Here is an 18,711-nt window from a genome sequence, read left to right on the forward strand (position 1 = left end):
ATGCGCACTCCCCGAGCGAACAGCGACACGCGGCCCTACTACGTCGCCACCGGCGACGAGGAAAAGATCTTCAAGGCGGCATTCCGTCAGGGCCTGTCGATTCTTCTCAAGGGGCCGACGGGCTGCGGCAAGACCCGCTTCGTCGAAGCCATGGCGCACGATCTCGGACGGCCGCTGATCACGGTGTCCTGTCACGACGATCTGACGACGGCCGATCTGGTCGGGCGCTATCTTCTCAACGGCAACCAGACGCAATGGGTCGATGGCCCGCTGACCCGCGCCGTGCGTGAAGGCGCCATCTGCTATCTCGACGAAATCGTCGAAGCGCGACAGGACACGACGGTCGTTCTCCATCCGCTGGCCGACCATCGCCGGCAGCTGCCGCTCGAGCGGCTCGGCGTGACGCTGGAAGCGGCGCCCGGCTTCTGCCTCGTCGTCTCGTACAACCCCGGCTATCAGAGCGTGCTCAAGGATCTCAAGGATTCGACGCGGCAACGCATGGTGGCGCTGGAGTTCGGCTTTCCGTCGCCGCAGGTCGAGGAGGGCATCGTCGCAACCGAGGCCGGTATCGCGCCGGCGCAGGCGGAGAAACTGGTGCGTCTCGGGCAGGCGATACGCCGTCTCGAAAACGGCGGTCTGCGCGAAGTCGCGTCGACGCGTGTGCTGATTGCCGCCGGGCGCCTGGTGGCCGAGGGCTTGACACTCACGCAGGCCGCGCGCGCTGCGGTCGCCGGACCCCTGAGCGACGACGCGCGAGTCAGCGACGGCCTGAACAAGATGATCGACGTCTATCTCGGCGGCTAGTCGCCGCCGGATGCGCGCCGCTTCGTGGCGGGGGGGCTGCCGGCCTTGCCAGCGGGCCGGGCCTTGCTCGCCATCTTTCGGCGACTGCTGGACATGCCGAGGACGCGCCGCACGGTGAACACGACATCACTCTTGTGGGCGGCCAGTTGTTCCGGTGCGAGCGGCTTGAACGAGCCGGCCGGAATCAGCGAGGCCAGCGCCGACACGTAGAACACGCTGGTACCGATCGCCGCGCTCGCGGCGTGGAACGGATCGTTGTGCAGCGGCTTGAGTTCGCCGCTCTTGCGGCCTTCCTCGAACATCGCCCAGGCCATGCCGAGCACGCGATCGGACGAGCGATAGATCAACTGGTTCGGGTGTTCCTCGGCGTCGGCGACATGACGCAGGATGAGTCGCGCGAGGGTCGGGCGCTCCTGCAGTCCGTCGACCCAGGCTTCGGCGGCGCGCTCGATCCGCTGCGTGATCGAGCCGGGCGGCGACATGGCTTCTTCCAGGCGCTTGGCGAGCGAGCCGAAGGCGGTCTCGAGCACGGCATCGTAAAGCGTCTGCTTGTCGCGAAAGTGGTAGAAGAGCGCCGGCCGGGTCAGGCCGACGGCGTCGGCGACATCTTCCAGGCGCGTGACGGCGTATCCGCGTCGTGCAAACAGATCTTCCGCGGCGGCGAGGATCGCGGCGCGTGAGCGCTCGGCGGGCTTCAGGGCTTTGGGGGGTTTCGTGCTGCTCACTTGATTCTGCTGATGCACCTTGGTGATTCCCTGGCGGAAGAATACATGACGTCGCAGAAATGACCCCGACGCCTTCGATTCGTGCCCGTGTCTGAAGCGATGCCCTCGCGCTGTGGGGAGCGCCGCGCCGCGTTGCGGCGGCCATGTCGGGCGGCGGCGGCGGCCGTCGCCGGGCCGTCTTCTTTATATTTGACTCTCATGTAAAAAATCAATTGACTCGAAAGTCAATTACCGATAGCGTGTGGATGCGGGTTTGCGGGGCGTCGCGATGCGATGCCGTCCGCTCCGGCATCACACATAAAGAACGGAAACGGAGGCCCTCATGCTCCTCGACATGCTTCGACTCGCCGTCGGCTTCGGCTCGGCCGGCCTGATCGTCTGGTTCTGGTACTGGTTCATGCAGGCCGTTGGCACGTTCTGAGAGCGACTGCCTTGCGCCTCCCCGTCGTCCTTCTCATGGGCCTGCCACGGCGCGACTGATGCCGGACTCGGGTCTCTATTCGGAGCCGCCGATGGAGCGGCCGGAAGGTGGCGCTGCCATGCCGATCGCGCCGCTTGCGGTCGGTGCCGCGCAGGCGCTGCGGGTCGAGCGTGGCTGCGCGCTGGTCGCCGCGGCCTTTTCGCAGGGCCATCGCGGCAGCGCCCGCATCATCTCCGGCGAGGCGCGCGGATTCGGTCTGAACGCGAGCCGCAGCGTGGTCCATATCCCGTACCCGGCGCTGGCGCCGGACTGGAACCTGCGGACCTGGACCTGCGGCGTCGCGCTGCAATGCGCGCCATCCAAGGACCGCATTGCCCATTACCCGCTGCAGGACCTGTCGCTGCGCGAGCGAATGGCGGTGGTGCTCGCCGAGGGCGAAGTGGCAATGGGCTGGGTGGCCGCGCAGTGGCCGGGGCTCATGTCCGAGATGCGTCGCCACCTGCCGGACCTGCAGGCTGCCGATCCGGAGCTGAGCGGTCCGGCGATCTTCGCGCGGGCGCAGGCGCTGGCGCATTCGCAGCAGGACCTGGTCTGTCCGCCGCTGCTCGGCCACCTGCCGTTCGGCACGCCGGGACAGGCCGGTCTGCTCGCGGCGATCCGCCGGATGTACGGGCGCATGCCGTGGTCGAAACCGAATCAGCTCATCTCGCCGAAGTTCGACAGCATTCCGGTTGGCGGCGAAGGCAATGTCCGCAATCCGAACCTGCCGCCACCGAGCCGGCCCGAAGAAGAGGACGTCGAGATTCGTGCCGATCAACGTGCCGGCATCCCGTATCCGGAGTGGAACTTCTGGAACGAAAGCTTTCTTCGCGACCACGTCGCCGTGCTCGAACGCAAGCATGTACGCGTCGCGGACCGCTCACGGCCGGTGTCGGCGGACCTTCGCAAGTGGTTCGAGGAGCACACGCGTCGCGTGATGAAGAACGGCCTCGAAGATGGATCCGATCTCGACATCGATCGCTACATCGAGCACTACATCGATACGGCATGTGGCCGGCACTCCGAGGCGCGCGTGTTCCGCGATCTGCTGCCGGCATTTCGCGACGTGACGACGGCGCTGCTGCTCGACGGCAGCGCTTCGCTCGGCGCCGGCCGCGGCGGCGTCTTCCAGCTCGAACTCGCCTGCGCCGACGCGCTTTGCCATGCCATGACGCTGGCGCGCGAGCGGCACGGCCTGTTCCTGTTCAACGGCAATACCCGGCATCGGGTCGACGTCACCTGCCTGAAGGACTTCGCCGATCCGCGCCTCGTGCTGCCGGGCGATCTCGGCCTGTCGGCGGGCGGCTACACCCGGCTGGGCGCCCCGCTGCGCCACCTGACCAGCCGCCTGCTCGAACAGCCGGCGGAGCGCCGGCTGCTGATCGTCATCGGCGACGGTCTGATTTCCGACGAAGGCTACGAAGGCCGCTACGCGTGGGCCGACTCCGCACACGCCGTCGAAGAGGCCGAGGACGCCGGCGTATCGATCTACTACATCGGCGTCGGTCAGGTGCGGGTCGATCCGCTGCCGGACGTGTTCGGTGCGCGCCGCTCGACGCGCATCACGCGCGTCGAGGATCTGCCGCGCGTGCTGGCCCGCGTCCACCGCGAGCTTGTCGACGCATGAACCCAGCCAGCAAGAGGTGAAGATGAGGAGAGATTTCTATCAGGTCAGCGGCAGGGAAGTCGACCTGTTCCGGCAGGCCTACGCGCAGCGGGTTCCGGTGATGCTCACCGGGCCGACCGGTTGCGGCAAGACACGCCTCGTGGAGTACATGGGCGGCGTGCTGAATCGCCCGGTGGTGACGATCAGCTGCCACGACGATCTGACCAGTTCCGACCTGGTCGGCCGCTATACGGTTTCAGGCGGCGACGTCGTCTGGCACGACGGGCCGCTGACGCGCGCCGTCAAGGAAGGCGCGATCTGCTACATGGACGAGGTCGTCGAGGCACGCCACGACTCGCTGGCCGTGCTGCACTCGCTGACCGACCATCGCCGCACGCTGTTTCTCGATCGTGCCGGCGCAGTCGTCGAAGCGCCCGATGCCTTCATGCTCGTGTGTTCGTACAACCCGGCCTACCGCAGCTCGCTGAAGGAACTGAAGCCTTCATTCCGCCAGCGCTTCGTCACCGTGGCGATGACGTATCTGCCGGCCGAGCTCGAAGTGCAGGTGCTCGTCTCCGAATCGGGCGTCGATCGGGCCGCGGCACAGCGGCTGGTCAAATGCGCGAGCAGCATCCGCAACGCCGACGACGTCCTCCATTTCGAACCGCCGTCGACACGCGTGCTGGTGACCGCCGCGAAGCTGGTCGCCGCCGGGGCCAGCGAACTCGAAGCTGCCGAAGTGAGCATCCTCGCGCCGCTCAGCAACGACGGCGCGATCACCGAAGGTCTGCGCGAGCTGGCCGCGGCCAGCCTTCTCGGCGCGAACACCACAGCGCCCGACCGGCGCGTCATCGCGGGAGGAGTGAAGTCATGAGTGGCAGTTCGACATCTGATCAGGACCGCAAGCGCAAGCGCGCCATGATCGTTTTCCAGATCGTGATCTACAGCTGGATCCTCGGCACCTTCCTCGTCCAGCTTTATCTGAAATCCATCAGCGACTGGTAGACCGATCATGACGACCCTCACGAAATCCGCAGGCTTCGGCGGCTACGACGCCCATCAGATCGCAAGTCAGGCGGCGCAACGCCGCGCCGACTACTGGATGATCTCCGGCACGCTGCTGATGGGCTGCGCCGTGCTCGGCCTCATCGGCCTGCCGCTGTTCTTCCGCGGCATCTGGCTGCAGAGCCAGGCGGCGAAAGCCGGCCTGACGATGCGGCCGACCATCGTCACACTGATCGGTTACCTGGTCATCATCGATTCGGCGCTGAACAGCATCGGCTGGACGCTGGATCTGTTTGCGCACCACACCCTGATCAACCGCGTGCTGACCACCGGCTGGGGTGCGATGTTCGATGGCGGCTACTTCTGGCACTACAACGAGCTGTGGCTCGGCGGTGCCGGCGCGCCGGGCGAGAAAGCCTGGGAAATCTCGCTGATCCCCGTGCTGTTCTGCGCGCGCATGGCGGCGGCAATCGGACTGCTGCAGATGAAGCGCTGGGGCCAGCAGTGGCTGATCGTCACCTGCTGGATGGGGATGATCGTCTGGTTTGGCTACAACACCAACATGACGATCTTCGCCGACGTGCGCTATTCGCACATCACGTTCCCGGTCTGGGGCTGGTGGCTCTACGACATCTGGTACATCACGCCGTTCCTGTCGCTGCCGTATCTGCACACGGTCAATCGCGAAATCTTCTCCGACTGAGCGCAGGCAAGACGAAACCCGACAGGAAACATTCGATGAATACCAAAGCCAAGAAGGATCTGCCGCTCGGCACGACCGAGACCTATTCGACGATGCACAAGTGGCTGCAGCGCGCCCTGTTCGTCTGTCTGACCTGCCTGGTGATCGAAGGCGCGTTCACGCTGCCGGGTATCGCCATCTGGATGGGCTGGCCGACGCTGTCGCTGCAGCAGATCTGCAGCGAACTCGAGAAGGTCCGCTACTCCGACGACAGCCGCGAATGCATCTACCCGTACCCGCTGTTCGGGCCTTCGGAAGGGGCCGGGCAGACGACCGCCAAGGATGTCTGGGGCATCCAGCCCAAACCCTTGTACCGCCGCATCGGCTTTCGCGATCTCGTCCGGTTCCGCGACGAACGACTCGCGCGACAGGCCGCGGAAAAGAAAAAGCAGACCGAAGCGCCGGACGATGGAACGCAAGCGCCGGTAGCCGCGCCGGCGCCGTGATGGGCGCTTCGCGGCGTGCGTGCCGTGTGCGGATCGCGTTCCTGAATCGATCCATCGACGGCGCAGGGCGCGTGGATCAAGGCGACAGGGAGCGGCTCGAAGCAAACGAAGCCGATCGGGCGAAGACCTGACGGTGGTTGGTGGCATCGCATCAGCGTGCGAGACGAGGACGGCAGCATCCGCGAGCGGGCATGCCGAGCGAAATCAGGGAGGGGAGGCGAGATGGCAATGAGGATTGTGGTGAAGACCACAGCGGTGATCGCGGGTGCGGGGCTGCTGCTGGGGGCAATCGGCCGTGTGCACGCGCAGGACGCGGCGACCCTGCCGGCGGCAACATCAGGTCGTGGCGAACAGGCGCCGGTAGCCGACGACGCAGCCGCGTCGCCGGCCGCGGGCGCCGACGCCGGTCCGTTGCCGACCCTTGCGGTGGCGCCGCTCGACGGTGCCGATGCTAGGGGCGCGCTGCCGGTGCAGAACGAGAAGCCCGGCAGGATCGCGGAGATCCTGGTCACCGCCCGGCGCGTCGCCGAAAGCCAGCAGGAGGTTCCGATCGCGATCACGACCATGAGCGCCGCCGACCTGCAGCGCGAGGCGATCAATTCGCCGCAGGATCTGCAGGGCCGTGTGCCGTCACTGGTGGTCAGCACCAGTTCGCAGATGCGCAATACCGAATCGCCGGCGATCCGCGGGCAGGGCCAGGACTTCGGCACCAGCCCCGGCGTCATCATCTATTTCGCCGAAGTGCCGCTGCCGGGCGATCCGATCGCCAGCAATCAGGGTGGCCCCGGCAAATTTCTCGACCTGTCCGACATCCAGATCCTCAAGGGTTCGCAAGGCACCTTGTTCGGCCGCAATACCACCGGTGGCGCGATGCTGCTGGAACCGACCCGGCCCAAGGACGCGATCGAGGGCTCGCTGCGCGCCGAATACACGAGCTATTCCGGGCAGGGTTATGAAGGCGTCTTCAACACCCCCTTGTTCAGCGACCGCCTGCTGCTGCGCGCAGCGGCCAAGTACTTCGATCGCGACGGCTTCACGCACGACGTCGTCACCGGCAAGGACTACGACAACAAGCACTTCTGGACCGGGCGCCTGGGTCTGACCTGGCGGCCGTTCGATCCGGTCGAGAACTACCTCGTCGGCTACTACACCGACAGTCAGGACAACGGTACCGGTGCGGTGATCGAGGACATCAATCGCGAGGAACTCAATCAGGGCATCGCGGCGTCGATCGGGCTCGGCGTGCTGTCGCAGATTCCCGGGCTGGATCTGAGCCAGACGGCCAATCTCGGCTGCCTGGTGCTCGATACGTTCGGGCCGTCAAAGAATTGCGGCCAGGACATTCTCGACGAACAGCATGCGCGAGGGGACCGGCATGTGCAGCTCAGCGCCGATCCCGACGACATTCTCAAGACCGGTGGCGTGATCGATCAGCTCAATGTCGACATCACCGACGAAATGAGAATCCGCAACATCGCCAGCTACTCGACGTTCAAGCACCACTATCGCTGGGACATCGACGGCTCGCGCGCGGCGTTCACCGACTACAACCCCGACGACGATCATTTCGAGGCCGATCTCGACAACTACACCGAAGAGCTGCAATTGCAGGGAACGTCGCTGAACGGGCTGCTGCGCTTCGCGCTCGGGGGCTACTACGAGCACGCGAACATCGATGGTTACTCGCAGGCAACCGCGCTGTTCATCCAGAGCGTGCTCGCGCAGTACCAGATGACGAAGGAGTCCTACGCACCTTATGCGCAGGGCACGCTCGATCTCGGCTATCTGGCGGACGCGCTCAGCGGTTTGAGTCTGACCGCCGGCGCGCGCTACACGACCGACAAGACCCACATCGACGCGACCTTCGTGCAGACCGCGCTTGGCACACTGAAGCTGGTCGACGACGCGTTCTCGAATGACATCAAGGATTCCGCGCCGACCTACACGGTCGGCCTCGACTACAAGTTCGGCGCGAACCTCGTCTACGGCAAGGTCAGCCGCGGCTACAAGACCGGCGGCGAGGCGCCGGATTCCGTCAATCCGGATCATCGCGTCTACAAGCCGGAATACGTCACCAACTACGAAATCGGCCAGAAGTCCGATTTCGAGATGTTCGGCATGCCGGCGCGCCTGAACACCAGCGCCTACTACACCGACTACAGTGACTTGCAGAAGAGCGCCACCGACACCTATCTGCGCCCGAACGCCGTGAACCTGACGCCAACGGTCGGCGTGACGGTCTACAACGTCGGCAAGGCGTCGATCGCCGGTTTCGAGCTGGAAGGCACGCTCAAGCCGACCGACTCGCTGACGCTGATCGCCACCTACGGCTACACGAAGGCCGAATACAAGAAATTCGATCTGCTGATCGGCGACATCCTGCCGCACCTCGATTGCACCGGGACCCATGTCCAGAAAGGCAACGTCGCCGATCTGCATTGCGTGCCGGTGCAGAACACGCCGCGTAACCAGTTCAGTGTCTCGGCGCGCTATCTGTGGCCGTTCGATCCGTCGTACGGCGACATCGAGAGCTCGCTGACCTATGCCTGGACCGATCGACGCTACGGCGCGCAGACGACACTGCCCGAAGACGAACCCGGCTCCTGGTTGCCGGCCTACGGCCTGCTCAATGGCAGCATCCACTGGGACAAGATCTTCGGTTCGGCTTTCGATGTGCAGCTCTACGGCACCAATCTGACCAACGAGAAATACCGGCTGTCGAACAGCAGCATCTGGCATCTGACGTTCTTCCGCAGCTCGGTCTATTCCGAGCCGCGCATCATCGGCGTGCAGATGGGCTATCGCTGGGGCCAATAGGCGCATATCGGCCGGCCGGCGGCATCGCGCGTCGATGCCTGCCGTCGGTCCCTCGTGGAGATTCGAAATCGTGGGCGCTTTCATCATGCTGGGCACGCTGTTCGGACTGATCGTCCTGATCTTTGCGCTGGTGCTGCGCTACGACCCGCAGGCGCGCCGGACGAGTGTGCAGGGCGGACGCAAGGCCTCATGAACGAACTGACGCCACTGCTGCGCGCTTCGATCAACTTCGCCTACGTCGGTGCGGTGGTGTTCGTTGCCATCGGCCTGCTGCTGAGCTATCGCCGTGGTCGTCCGCACGCCTTGCTGCTGGTCTGCATCTCGGCGATTTCGTTCTCGTGGATCGAGGCGCCCTACGATTGGGCGATGTACGCGCAGTTTCCGCCGGCGATTCCGCGCATGCCGGCATGGTGGCCGCTGAACATGACCTGGGGCGGCTTGCCGGCGTCGGTGCCGCCGGGCTACATCGCTTATTTCGTGCTGCCTGCGGTGATCGGTGTCGCGCTCGGGCGCCGGCTGATTTCGCGTTACGGCTGGCGCCCACCAACCACGTTCCTGAGCGTCGGTCTCATTGTCGGCTGTCTCTGGGCGCTGCTGTTCAACGCCGTACTGGGCGCGCAGCTCGGCGTGTTTCATTACGGGCGCGTGATTCCCGGGCTGGCGCTCTGGGCAGGCACGAAGCATCAGTACCCACTCTATGACGCGCTGGCGATGGGGGTACAGATGATGGTGTTCACCTATCTGCTCGGCCGCACCGACGGACAGGGGCGCAACCCGGTCGAAGCCTGGGCCGATGCCAGAACGAAGAGCCGCGTGCGCGCATCGCTGCTGTCGATCGCAGCGATCATCGTGATCGGGCACGGCGTCTATCTTTCGGTGTTCGCGCCGCATCTGGCGACCAAGCTGATGGGCCTGGTGACGGTCGGGCCGACGACCCCGCTGTTCCAGGGCGTGCCGAATCAGCCGCTTTAGACAGTATGACTACCGTGGTCAGAGGCACTGACCTCCGCGGAGGCCGTAACGCGGGTTAGCGCCCGGACGGCGGCGAGCGGCGTCTTGCCCGACTGCGTGCAGGCGTGACGGCGGCATTGCCGATGGTCGTGACCTTGTTGATCACCGGCATGACGACCCCTCGCGACAGTGCCCTGGCGATGACATCGATCGACGGCGGCGCCGGATGTTTCAGCCACCAGGTCAGCATTTCGATCGTGCCGCCCACCAGCAGGCGCACGCCGAGCTCGCCGATCGCCCGGCCGTCGGCCGGCAGGCGGTCCGCAACCAGTTCCATCGCAATCCGCAGCAATTCTTCTCGCACATCGCCGGCGGCACCACCGGTGAGCAGCGTCGACCACAAGGCGCGGTTGTCATCGGCGTATGTGAACAACGCCTTGCAGGCTGCCTGCGACCCCCGGGTGTCCATCAGCGGCAGTGCCAGTGCGATCAGGCGCTGCACTTCCTCGGCGGCAAGATCGTGAAGCAGCGCTTCCTTGCTCGGATGGTGCCGATAGAACGTGGCATGGCCGATCCCGGCGGTGGCGGCGATTTCGCGAATGCCGATCTCGTCCAGTGAGCGCGTCTCCAGCAGCGACAGCAGGGCGCCCCGCATGGCCTCGCGCGTGCGCAGGGACCTTGCGTCGTCGGCCGTGGACAGGTGCTGCCTGAATTTCTTGTTGGTGCGGACTTTCATGCGCTCCGGCCGGGCGTCAGATGTGCCGGGACCTCGTGTCCCGAGTGTCGATCATAGCGGCCGCGAAGCGCTTGCGGTCCGTCATTACTATGAGACACAATGTCTCATAACGAAAGACGGCGACATGATCGCCCGTTCCCGGCATGGACAAGGAGGCGAGCGATGCTGCTGGATATCTTGCGACTGGTCGTCACGTTCGGATCGGTCGTGCTGATCGTTGCGTTCTGGTACTGGCTGATGGACAACGCCGGGACGTTCTGAGGCTTCGCCGGATCGATACGACGATCGGACGGCAGGAAAATAGGGGAGGACTGCGCGTGAAGAATCCCGTGATCAGTGAGCAGGATCGCCGTCGCAGACGATCGATGATCGTCTTCCAGATTGTCGCGTACGGCTTCCTGCTGACCATGTTCCTGATCCAGCTGCACATGGCATCGGTCCGCAACTGGTAGGAGGCGCGCATGACAACGAACACGATGGCGGCCGGCGCCGGGGCCTACGATACGCATCAGCAGCGCAGCCGCGCCGCGCAGTGGCGCGCCGACAAATGGATGATGGTCGGCGTCTTCTTCATGGGCACGGCCGTGCTCGGTCTGATCGGTCTGCCGTTCTTCCTGCGCGGCCTGTCGCTGCAGATGCGCGCACAGAAGGCCGGTTTCACCGTCAGGCCGATCATGGTCACGCTGATCGGTTATCTGGTTGCGGTCGATTCGGCGCTGAACAGCCTGGGCTGGGCGCTCGATCTGATCGGCAATCACACGCTGCTCGCGCGCGTGTTCCTGATGGCCTGGGGCAACATGTTCGATGGCGGCTATTTCTGGCACTACAACGAACTGTGGATCGGCGGCGCCAGTGCGCCCGGCGAGAAAGCCTGGGTGGTCGCGCTGTTGCCGCTGATGTTCTCGATGCGCATTGCTGCGGCCATCGCGTTTCTGCAGATGAAGCGCTGGGGCCAGCAATGGCTGGTCGTGACCTGCTGGTTCGGCGTCATCGCCTGGGCTGGCTATGTCACCAACATGACGATCTTCGCCGACGTGCGCTATGCCGGCGTCGTGTTTCCGGTCGTTGGCTGGTGGCTGTACGACATCTTCTACATCACGCCGTTTCTCGCCATCCCGTACCTGCATACCGTCAATCGCGAGATCTTCTCCGACTGACGACCGCGTCTGCTGCCCATGTCCGAGAGGAATACGAGATGAAAGACTCAGCGAAGGAACTGCAACCAGGTACGACCGCCGCATTTGCCGGCATGCACCAGTGGCTGCAGCGCGGCCTGATCGTCTGCCTCGTGGCGCTGGTCCTCGAAGGAGCACTGACGTTTCCGCTGCTGGCCATCTGGTACGGATGGCCGACACTCTCCCTGCAGCAGATCTGCAGCGAGTTCGAGAAGATCCGCTTCAACGACGAGTCGCGCGAATGCAAATATCCGTACCCGCTGTTCGCACCGGCGGAAGGCGCCGGGCAGACCACGGCGCAGGATACATGGGGCATACAGCCGCGACCGCTGTATCAGCGTGTCGAATTTCGCGGCCTGATTCATCGGCGAGATGCACGACTTGCGCGGCTGGCGGCCGCAGCCGCTGCCGGCGCGGGGGAGCGGGCTGAGCAGCCTGCGCCCGCGCCGGCCCGGCCTGTGGCGGCGCCGCAGCCTCCGCAGAACTGATCACAACGCCGAAGCGGCATGTCGACTTCCGTACTGGTCACCGGCGCCTTCGGCAATGTCGGCAGCAGCACCGTCCGCCATTTGCTCGCCTCCGGCCATCGCGTCGTCGCCGTCGATCTGAAGTCGCCGCATACCGTGGCGGTCGCCGCCCGATTCGATGACCGCGTGCGCGTGGTCTGGGGCAACATTTGTGATGCGTCGCTGTGGGCACAGGCACTCGACGGCGTCGACGCCGTCATCCATCTGGCCGCGATGATCCCGCCGGCAACCGAGCGCGCGCCTGAGCTTGCACAGGCCGTCAACGTGGGCGCGACGCTGGAGCTGATCCGGCAAATGGCGGCATCGCCGACAGCGAAGCGCCTGGTGTTTGCTTCAAGCATGACCGTTGCCGGACACGAGCAGCATCTGCGCTCGCCACCGCTGCGCGTCGAGGACGTCCCGCAGCCTGCGGACATCTATGGCCACGGCAAGCTGGCGTGTGAACGGCACATTCAGTCCAGCCCCCTGGACTGGAGCATCCTGCGGCTCGCAGTCTGCCCGCCGGCCGCCTTGTCGAAAAAGGATGCGGAAGGCTTCGACAACATCTTCGATACCAGCGCTGACGGCCGCATCGAACTCGTGCATACCGATGATGCGGGTTTGGCTTTTGCCAATGCGGTGTCCTGCGATGCGGCGATCGGCCGCATCCTGTTCATCGGTGGCGGTGACACCTGCCGCACCCAGGTGCTCGATTTCTACAATCGCATGTTCGCGACAATGGGGCTGCAGCCGCTCGATCCCAGGCTCCTGCGGCCGGGTCCGCCGCGATTCTTCGGCGACTGGCTCGATACCGACGAAAGCCAGCACCTGCTGCAGTTCCAGCGGCACAGCCTCGACGACATTCTCGACGAGTTGCGGCGCTCACTGGGGCCGATGCGTCACCTGCTCAAGGCTTTCGCGCCATTGCTGGGCTGGGTGCTTGCACGTCGCTCGCCGAACCTTCGCTTGCTGCGGCCCTCGACCTGAAAGGCTGCGAGCTTCAACCGCCCGGCTGTATCGGCTGCGACAGAATCCACAATCCCGCGACCGTGAACATCACCATCAGCACCAGCATCGGCAGCTGACTCAGCGTCGCTCGCCGCGCGTCGGCAAACGTGCGTAGCGCTTCGACGTGGGCAAGGTAGACGCTGAGAATGTGGCCGGCAACGATCAGAGCCACCTGTACGTGCCAGACGCGACCGATGTCCGGAATGTAGGGCGCGCGGAACCAGCCGGCCGTGCCGAACAGATTCCAGTTGCGACCGAGCGGATCGGACGCCAGGCTCAGCACCCGAGGGCCCTGTACCAGCAGCAGCGTGTAGTAGTGCGTGACGTGATAGACAAGCGCGATCGGCAGCAGCGTGCCGGTGAAGCGCAGTGCCAGTTCGCGGACCGAGTGCGTCGAGCGGGTGAGGGCGCGTGCAGTGGCGACGAACAGCCAGTACACGGCCAGATACAGGAAAGGCGACAGCAGCAGCGCAAGCGTTTGCCAGACCAGATACCAGCGCCGCAGCAGCGGATAGGCCTGGAACGGATTGGCGCCGAGCCAGGGCGTCAGCCGGTGGTAGAGATCGATCCAGAACAGCTGCGTCCACGCCACCGTTTCATGCAGGCCGTCGAACGCGGTCGACGAGAGCATGAACAGCACGAACAGCAGCAGGCTCAAATGTTCGATGCGCAGATCGAGCAGACCGGAAAACGGTTTGCGCAGATGCAGTTCGCCGCGGCGCTGGCCGGATGCCGGTCGGTAGTCCAGCGGTGCGCAGCGCGCGATCAGGCTGAAGAACACGCCGAAGAATTCGCCGTAGCGAAACCAGGATTCGCGACCGAACAGCGGCACCGCGACGAGGTTCAACACGGTATAAGCCAGCAGCATGATGGCCAGGGAATCGGGCTTGATGTGGCCGAACAGTTCGAGCCAGATCAAGGCCGCGTACAGCGCCAGCGCCGGCCAGTAAGCCAGCTGCGCTGGCCAGGCGTAGCGGCCGCGCGTGTAGCCTGGCCAGCACCTGGCGATGCCGTCGGCAATGGCGCACCAGGGATTCAGGGCGGCATAGAAGTCGCCGAGCAGCGCGGTCAGGTAGGCGAAGCCGAGCAGGAACACGATCCAGAAAAAGCTCATGTTGAAATTGCCGTAGGCGCTGCGCGTGCCGAACAGTCCGCTGACGATGCAGAGCATCAGCAAGGCCACGCCGGCAACGCGCAATGCCGGTTTCGCGCGGCGCAGGGCTCTGACCCAGGGCTGCCCGGACAGCTCGCGTGACGCGGTCGCGGTGGCGGCCGCAGGGACGCTGACGAAGTAGGCGACGACGACAAACGAGCTGATCAGCGCCGCGGCGGCGCCGTACAGATACAGCCACAGCGGGACCGGCAGGTTGTAGACGACGCCGAACGAATGTGCGGCCGCGGGCGCCCCGCCGCTCAGCGCGGCGATCGCGAACAGGGCTCGACCATGCAGTCGGAAACCTGACGGCCGCATGCCGGCGTCGCTCAGCGTGGTTCGACTTCGAGCGCGCCGAGCGCCAGATCGGCATGGTGCAGTTCACAGTCGAAGCGTCCGGCGCGGTCGGCGGTGAACTTCAGGCTCGCGGGCTGATTGGCCAGCACCTGCAGATGCAGGTCATAGCCATGCACATGCAGCTCGTCGTCGCGGTCGCTGTCGATGCTGATCTCGACGATGTCGCCGGCATGGATGGTCACCCGCTCGGGGCCGGCCAGACGGTGGCCGTCCCGCACGATCCAGTTGATTTCGTGCGTCGTCGGCACCGTGTCGAGCGCGGTGCTGCCGGCCACCGGCGTGGACGGGGCAGGGCTGCCGTCGCCGCCGGCTGCGACCGGTGCGGCTGGCGGTGCCGGCCGCAGGGCGACGAACAGGGCGACGAGAATTGCGCCGCCGACGGCGGCAAACAGCAGGGCAGGTTTGTTCATGGTGACGGAGCTTAACGATTTCGCGCCGCCGTTTCGGTGCGGCATCGGATCGAGGCGTTCTCTGCGGGCGATATTTACTACATGTCAGGATGGCGGCGTGCCTATAGCATGCAGCAGCCGGTCCGCAGCGTGACAACATTGGACCGCGACGATCCGGGGGGATCGCAAAGAAAATGGGGAGTTCAGGGATGCGGCAAGGTTTGTGGGGGGGCGTGCTGCTGTTGCAGGCGCTGGTGCTGGTCGCCTGTGGCAGCAGCAGTCCGACGTCGTCGAACGGGTCGGGCGCAACGGCGCGATCCGAACCGGTCACGCGCTATGACATGGCCAACGCCTGTTACGCGCTGCAATCGGTGGCCGACAAGTCCTACGCGGTGCGCGCCGACGACGGCAATTACGTGCTGTCGGAAAAGACCCCGGCTTCGGCCGATCCGTTTTTCATGAAGCCGAGCGCGCTCGGCAAATACCTGCTGTATGGCGATGACGCGTCGCTGCTGGCGGTGAAGAGCGAGTCCGGCGGCGACTACGGCGTGACCAGCGTCAGCAAGCCGGCCGACACGGCCGACTGGACGGTCGACAGCACGGCCAGCGGCATCTTCACGCTTTATTCGGCCGCGGCCGACCGTTATCTGGCGACCGATCCGCAGAGCGCGAGCCTGACGCTGGTGAGTGACGAAGGGCTGGCCGGCCAGTTTCGCTTCGCGCCCGCTTCGGGCTGCAAGGCGTTTCCGGAAATCGCGCTCGATGCGCACGGCACGGCCTACAAGGGGCAGGGTGTCGACAAGCCGGTGCTCGGCTTTGCCGATGTGCATGGTCATGTCAGCGCCACCACCTTTCTCGGCGGCGCGCACTACGGCGCTCCGTTCAGCCGCTTCGGCGTCACCGATGCGCTCGGCAACTGCTCGGTGCAGCACGGCCCGGACGGTTCGCTCGATCTGGTCGGCAATCTGCTCGGTCCGACCGGGTCGCCGCTCGGCACGCATGACACGCAGGGCTGGCCGACGTTCGTCGACTGGCCGCGCCGCGATGCGCTGACGCATGAGGCAACCTACTACCGCTGGATCGAACGCGCCTGGCTCGCCGGCCTGCGCCTGATGGTCAACAACGTGGTCGAGAACGAAGTGCTGTGCCGGCTCGAATCGGCGGCGATCGCCGCCAACGATCTCGGCCACGATCCGAGTTCGGTGATTTCGGATCTGAGCAAGTTGCCGAACCCGGCGGCCTGCAACGAGATGGAAAGCGCGGTCAAGCAGATCCAGTTCATGCGCGACATGCAGGACTACATCGATGCCCAGGAAGGCGGCCCCGGCAAAGGCTGGTTCCGCATCGTCGAGACGCCGGCCGAGGCGCGCAAGGTGATCAACGACGGCAAGATGGCCGTGGTGCTCGGCATCGAGATTTCGCACCTGTTCAATTGCAGCCTCAAGCAGCCCGGCGGTCTGGTGGAAGTGGTGGGCTGCGACGAAAAGGAAATCGATACCCAGCTCAACCGCCTCTACGATCTGGGTGTGCGGCAGATGTTCCCGGTCCACGAATTCGACAACGGTTTCGGCGGTAATGGCATCTTCGACGGTCTGGTGCTGAACATCGGCAACTTCGTCGACACCGGCAAGTTCTGGCAGACCTATCCGTGCCCGCAGGACGATTACTTCTTCTCGCCGGGCGCCGAAATGACGACGGCCATTCCCGGACCGAGCAATCCGCTGACCGATCTGTTGATCCAGAGCACGGCCGGCATCCTGCCGATCTATCCGTCCGGGCTGCAGTGCAATCGGCGCACGCTCACTGATCTTGGCCGCTACGCGATCGGCGAAATGATGAAGAAGAAGATCATCATCGAAGTCGATCATCTCGAACTGAAGATGAAGAGCGAGTTGCTCGATATCGCCGAACAGCAGACACCGGTCTATCCGCTGGTGTCTTCGCATGGCGGCCACGGCGGCATCAGCATGACGCAGGCGCGGCGTCTGCTCGCCAGCGGCGGTTACCTGTACCCGTCCAAGGGCAATGGTCGCCAGTTCGTCGATGAACTGAACAAGCTGCGGCCGCTGGCGGACGATCGCTATCTGTTCGCGATGGGTTATGGCGCCGATACCAATGGCCTGGCGACGCAGTCCGGGCCGCGCGGGGCCGACGCCGTGCCGGTGACCTATCCGTTCACGCTGTTCCGCGGCAAGGACTGGCCGCAGGAGTTTTCGAGGGTCCAGCCGATCACCTTCGATCAGTCGGCGGTGCCGGAGGGTCATCGCGCTTTCGACATCAACACCGAAGGTCTGGCGCAGTACGGCATGATCGCCGACTGGATCGAGGCGGTGCGCATCGAAGGCGGTGAGCCGGCCTTGCGCGATCTCTACAACTCGGCCGAGGTCTATCTCGAAGTCTGGGAACGGACGATGAATCGCTGAGCCGGATGTCGCCGGCGTCGATGCGCGTCGACGCCGGCGCTCAGCTGCGGACGAAGTAGGGCGTCGCCACCAGCGCAGCGCCGATCGCGACCAGCAGGTAGACGTTGGGCACGAAGTACGGATAGATCATCAGGACGAGCCCGCAAAGCAGAGGCACGATGCGTTGCTGTTTCTTGCCGTACAGCGAAAAGCCGAGGCCGATCGAGCTGAACAATACCCCCCACAGCAGTGTCGCGGTCGTCATGTGCGGAACATCACCCGTGTCCGGTCGCTGGAATGCCGGCCGCCGCCGGCGATCAAGCGCGCGTGCCGCGCGCTGTCCGGACATTTTTCCATGAATCGGCTGGCGGATGCCTTTCCCCGACTGGCGGCCTTGCCGCGCGCCGGCCTGATCGCACGGGCGACGCCGATCGAGCCGCTGGCGGCGGTGGACGGCGTCCACGTCAAGCGTGACGACCTGTCGGCAGCCGACTACGGCGGCAACAAGATCCGCAAACTCGATTTTCTGCTGGCCGACGCCGTCGCGCGGCGGCGTCGCGAACTCACGGTGTTCGGCTATGCCGGCTCCAACTTCGTCGCGGCCACGTCCTGGCATGCGCGCAAGCTGGGTCTCCACACCATCGCCGGGCTGCTGCCGCAGCGCGCTGCCGATTACGTGGTCGACAATCTGTCGATTTCCCTGCATTGCGGCAGCACGCTGTTCGTGCGCGACCGCGACGCGGCACTTGCCGCCGAAGCCCTGGCACGCACGCTGCGTTCGCTGGTGGCGGGCCGCCTGCCGTACTGGATTCCGCCGGGCGGTTCGAATGCGCTGGGCGCACTGGGTTTCGTCGACGCCGCGTTCGAGTTGCGTGCCCAGATCGATGCCGACCTGATGCCTCGTCCGGCGGCGCTGTACGTGCCGTTCAGCAGTATGGGGACGGTGGCCGGTCTTTGCGTCGGATTGGCGCTTGCCGGCCTGCCGGTACCGATCATGGCGGTGCAGGTGGTTGGCGACCGTCATGCCGGACGCACCGCGCTGCTGCGCCTGCTGTCCCGCCTCGTCACGCTGCTGAAGCGGTACGGCGTGGTCGTCGCCGAGCCGGAACGTCTGCTCGCAGGCGTGACGATCCGCAGCGAGTTCTTCGGCGGCGAGTACGCGCGGGCCACGCCGGCGGTCGATGACGCGATCGATCGTTTCGTCACGGCGAGTGGTGCCCGCGCCGACAGCGCGTACAGCGGCAAGGCCTTGGCCTGCTTGTACGCCGATCTGCTGCGGCCTGGCCGGCGAGCACCCATGCTCTATTGGCACACCTTCAGCGCGAGTGCCTTGCCGCCCGATGTCTCGCGCGCCAGCGCCGGGCAGGCCCCGCCAGCCCTGCGTTGCTACTGGAACTGAGGCGGCGTTCGCGCCACCCGGACGACGGCC

Annotated in this window: 20 protein-coding genes; 15 read left to right on the forward strand and 5 right to left on the reverse strand. The window is 65.2% G+C overall.

Annotation, left to right across the window (positions count from 1 at the left end):
* Entirely contained in the window at positions 1–804 is an 804-nt protein-coding gene (locus tag G7Y85_RS15880; RefSeq protein ID WP_241696210.1) for a CbbQ/NirQ/NorQ/GpvN family protein, read from the forward strand.
* On the opposite strand, the gene G7Y85_RS15885 is transcribed toward G7Y85_RS15880, so the two are convergent.
* A complete protein-coding gene (locus tag G7Y85_RS15885) occupies positions 801–1,529 on the reverse strand; it encodes a TetR/AcrR family transcriptional regulator (RefSeq protein WP_166259387.1) in 729 nt (242 codons plus the stop codon). The two genes, G7Y85_RS15880 and G7Y85_RS15885, sit on opposite strands and share 4 nt — an antisense overlap.
* Before the next feature lie 539 nt (positions 1,530–2,068).
* Between G7Y85_RS15885 and G7Y85_RS15890 the strand changes: the two genes are divergently transcribed.
* The 8 genes from G7Y85_RS15890 to G7Y85_RS15915 all read left to right on the forward strand — a co-directional run bounded on the left by G7Y85_RS15890 (position 2,069) and on the right by G7Y85_RS15915 (position 9,577).
* The gene (locus tag G7Y85_RS15890; RefSeq protein WP_166259723.1) at positions 2,069–3,616 is read left to right on the forward strand and encodes a nitric oxide reductase activation protein NorD; all 1,548 of its coding nucleotides are present in this window, start codon (positions 2,069–2,071) and stop codon (positions 3,614–3,616) included.
* A 22-nt stretch (positions 3,617–3,638) separates the two neighbouring features.
* Positions 3,639–4,469 carry a CbbQ/NirQ/NorQ/GpvN family protein gene (locus G7Y85_RS15895; protein ID WP_166259390.1) on the forward strand — a complete coding sequence of 277 codons (831 nt, stop codon included), beginning with the start codon at positions 3,639–3,641 and terminating at the stop codon, positions 4,467–4,469.
* Positions 4,466–4,600 (forward strand): hypothetical protein, encoded by a 135-nt coding sequence (locus tag G7Y85_RS20500; protein ID WP_277817183.1) that lies wholly within the window; start codon positions 4,466–4,468, stop codon positions 4,598–4,600. Before G7Y85_RS15895 ends, G7Y85_RS20500 begins: the two co-directional genes overlap by 4 nt.
* Positions 4,601–4,607: 7 nt before the next feature.
* Complete coding sequence (locus tag G7Y85_RS15900; protein WP_166259393.1) at positions 4,608–5,303, forward strand: hypothetical protein; 696 nt, start codon at positions 4,608–4,610, stop codon at positions 5,301–5,303.
* A gap of 35 nt (positions 5,304–5,338) precedes the next feature.
* Complete coding sequence (locus tag G7Y85_RS15905) at positions 5,339–5,788, forward strand: hypothetical protein (RefSeq protein WP_166259396.1); 450 nt, start codon at positions 5,339–5,341, stop codon at positions 5,786–5,788.
* A 222-nt stretch (positions 5,789–6,010) separates the two neighbouring features.
* The gene (locus G7Y85_RS15910; RefSeq protein WP_166259399.1) at positions 6,011–8,605 is read left to right on the forward strand and encodes a TonB-dependent receptor; all 2,595 of its coding nucleotides are present in this window, start codon (positions 6,011–6,013) and stop codon (positions 8,603–8,605) included.
* 70 nt (positions 8,606–8,675) lie between these two features.
* Positions 8,676–8,798: a hypothetical protein gene (locus G7Y85_RS20505; protein ID WP_277817184.1), complete on the forward strand. Its 123-nt coding sequence runs from the start codon at positions 8,676–8,678 to the stop codon at positions 8,796–8,798.
* Positions 8,795–9,577: a spirocyclase AveC family protein gene (locus tag G7Y85_RS15915; protein ID WP_166259402.1), complete on the forward strand. Its 783-nt coding sequence runs from the start codon at positions 8,795–8,797 to the stop codon at positions 9,575–9,577. Before G7Y85_RS20505 ends, G7Y85_RS15915 begins: the two co-directional genes overlap by 4 nt.
* Positions 9,578–9,632: 55 nt before the next feature.
* Here G7Y85_RS15915 and G7Y85_RS15920 read toward each other — a convergent pair whose 3' ends face one another.
* Positions 9,633–10,292, reverse strand: a complete 660-nt coding sequence (locus tag G7Y85_RS15920; protein WP_166259405.1) for a TetR/AcrR family transcriptional regulator — start codon at positions 10,290–10,292, stop codon at positions 9,633–9,635.
* A gap of 317 nt (positions 10,293–10,609) precedes the next feature.
* Here G7Y85_RS15920 and G7Y85_RS20510 point away from each other — a divergent pair, with 317 nt between their 5' ends.
* From G7Y85_RS20510 to G7Y85_RS15935, 4 genes are read left to right on the forward strand one after another with little or no spacing between them, the layout of a single operon-like run.
* Positions 10,610–10,744 carry a hypothetical protein gene (locus G7Y85_RS20510; RefSeq protein WP_277817185.1) on the forward strand — a complete coding sequence of 45 codons (135 nt, stop codon included), beginning with the start codon at positions 10,610–10,612 and terminating at the stop codon, positions 10,742–10,744.
* A gap of 9 nt (positions 10,745–10,753) precedes the next feature.
* Positions 10,754–11,449, forward strand: coding sequence for a hypothetical protein (locus G7Y85_RS15925; RefSeq protein ID WP_166259408.1), 696 nt, complete (start codon positions 10,754–10,756; stop codon positions 11,447–11,449).
* Between the two features lie 38 nt (positions 11,450–11,487).
* The gene (locus G7Y85_RS15930; RefSeq protein ID WP_206675595.1) at positions 11,488–11,955 is read left to right on the forward strand and encodes a hypothetical protein; all 468 of its coding nucleotides are present in this window, start codon (positions 11,488–11,490) and stop codon (positions 11,953–11,955) included.
* Positions 11,956–11,973: 18 nt separating this feature from the next.
* Positions 11,974–12,960, forward strand: a complete 987-nt coding sequence (locus G7Y85_RS15935; protein ID WP_166259411.1) for an NAD-dependent epimerase/dehydratase family protein — start codon at positions 11,974–11,976, stop codon at positions 12,958–12,960.
* 13 nt (positions 12,961–12,973) lie between these two features.
* Here G7Y85_RS15935 and G7Y85_RS15940 read toward each other — a convergent pair whose 3' ends face one another.
* Both G7Y85_RS15940 and G7Y85_RS15945 read right to left on the reverse strand, forming a co-directional pair.
* Positions 12,974–14,452 carry a hypothetical protein gene (locus tag G7Y85_RS15940; protein WP_166259414.1) on the reverse strand — a complete coding sequence of 493 codons (1,479 nt, stop codon included), beginning with the start codon at positions 14,450–14,452 and terminating at the stop codon, positions 12,974–12,976.
* 11 nt (positions 14,453–14,463) lie between these two features.
* Positions 14,464–14,901, reverse strand: a complete 438-nt coding sequence (locus G7Y85_RS15945) for a cupredoxin domain-containing protein (RefSeq protein WP_166259417.1) — start codon at positions 14,899–14,901, stop codon at positions 14,464–14,466.
* Between the two features lie 188 nt (positions 14,902–15,089).
* Here G7Y85_RS15945 and G7Y85_RS15950 point away from each other — a divergent pair, with 188 nt between their 5' ends.
* Positions 15,090–17,303, forward strand: coding sequence for a peptidase M19 (locus G7Y85_RS15950; protein ID WP_166259420.1), 2,214 nt, complete (start codon positions 15,090–15,092; stop codon positions 17,301–17,303).
* A 40-nt stretch (positions 17,304–17,343) separates the two neighbouring features.
* Here G7Y85_RS15950 and G7Y85_RS15955 read toward each other — a convergent pair whose 3' ends face one another.
* Positions 17,344–17,547 (reverse strand): hypothetical protein, encoded by a 204-nt coding sequence (locus G7Y85_RS15955; protein ID WP_166259423.1) that lies wholly within the window; start codon positions 17,545–17,547, stop codon positions 17,344–17,346.
* Between the two features lie 90 nt (positions 17,548–17,637).
* Between G7Y85_RS15955 and G7Y85_RS15960 the strand changes: the two genes are divergently transcribed.
* Entirely contained in the window at positions 17,638–18,681 is a 1,044-nt protein-coding gene (locus G7Y85_RS15960) for a 1-aminocyclopropane-1-carboxylate deaminase/D-cysteine desulfhydrase (RefSeq protein WP_166259426.1), read from the forward strand.
* The last annotated feature ends 30 nt before the right edge of the window (positions 18,682–18,711 follow it).

Source organism: Solimonas terrae (assembly GCF_011067135.1).
In the GTDB taxonomy this organism is placed as follows: Bacteria; Pseudomonadota; Gammaproteobacteria; order Nevskiales; family Nevskiaceae; genus Solimonas; species Solimonas terrae.

What these genes read in the sequence shown, in the direction of transcription:
- G7Y85_RS15880 (WP_241696210.1), top strand. Translation starts at nt 1, where the DNA reads ATGCGCACTCCCCGAGCGAACAGCGACACGCGGCCCTACTACGTCGCC.
- G7Y85_RS15890 (WP_166259723.1), top strand. Translation starts at nt 2,069, where the DNA reads ATGCCGATCGCGCCGCTTGCGGTCGGTGCCGCGCAGGCGCTGCGGGTC.
- G7Y85_RS15895 (WP_166259390.1), top strand. Translation starts at nt 3,639, where the DNA reads ATGAGGAGAGATTTCTATCAGGTCAGCGGCAGGGAAGTCGACCTGTTC.
- G7Y85_RS20500 (WP_277817183.1), top strand. Translation starts at nt 4,466, where the DNA reads ATGAGTGGCAGTTCGACATCTGATCAGGACCGCAAGCGCAAGCGCGCC.
- G7Y85_RS15900 (WP_166259393.1), top strand. Translation starts at nt 4,608, where the DNA reads ATGACGACCCTCACGAAATCCGCAGGCTTCGGCGGCTACGACGCCCAT.
- G7Y85_RS15905 (WP_166259396.1), top strand. Translation starts at nt 5,339, where the DNA reads ATGAATACCAAAGCCAAGAAGGATCTGCCGCTCGGCACGACCGAGACC.
- G7Y85_RS15910 (WP_166259399.1), top strand. Translation starts at nt 6,011, where the DNA reads ATGGCAATGAGGATTGTGGTGAAGACCACAGCGGTGATCGCGGGTGCG.
- G7Y85_RS15915 (WP_166259402.1), top strand. Translation starts at nt 8,795, where the DNA reads ATGAACGAACTGACGCCACTGCTGCGCGCTTCGATCAACTTCGCCTAC.
- G7Y85_RS15920 (WP_166259405.1), bottom strand. Translation starts at nt 10,292, where the DNA reads ATGAAAGTCCGCACCAACAAGAAATTCAGGCAGCACCTGTCCACGGCC.
- G7Y85_RS15925 (WP_166259408.1), top strand. Translation starts at nt 10,754, where the DNA reads ATGACAACGAACACGATGGCGGCCGGCGCCGGGGCCTACGATACGCAT.
- G7Y85_RS15930 (WP_206675595.1), top strand. Translation starts at nt 11,488, where the DNA reads ATGAAAGACTCAGCGAAGGAACTGCAACCAGGTACGACCGCCGCATTT.
- G7Y85_RS15935 (WP_166259411.1), top strand. Translation starts at nt 11,974, where the DNA reads ATGTCGACTTCCGTACTGGTCACCGGCGCCTTCGGCAATGTCGGCAGC.
- G7Y85_RS15940 (WP_166259414.1), bottom strand. Translation starts at nt 14,452, where the DNA reads ATGCGGCCGTCAGGTTTCCGACTGCATGGTCGAGCCCTGTTCGCGATC.
- G7Y85_RS15945 (WP_166259417.1), bottom strand. Translation starts at nt 14,901, where the DNA reads ATGAACAAACCTGCCCTGCTGTTTGCCGCCGTCGGCGGCGCAATTCTC.
- G7Y85_RS15950 (WP_166259420.1), top strand. Translation starts at nt 15,090, where the DNA reads ATGCGGCAAGGTTTGTGGGGGGGCGTGCTGCTGTTGCAGGCGCTGGTG.
- G7Y85_RS15955 (WP_166259423.1), bottom strand. Translation starts at nt 17,547, where the DNA reads ATGACGACCGCGACACTGCTGTGGGGGGTATTGTTCAGCTCGATCGGC.
- G7Y85_RS15960 (WP_166259426.1), top strand. Translation starts at nt 17,638, where the DNA reads ATGAATCGGCTGGCGGATGCCTTTCCCCGACTGGCGGCCTTGCCGCGC.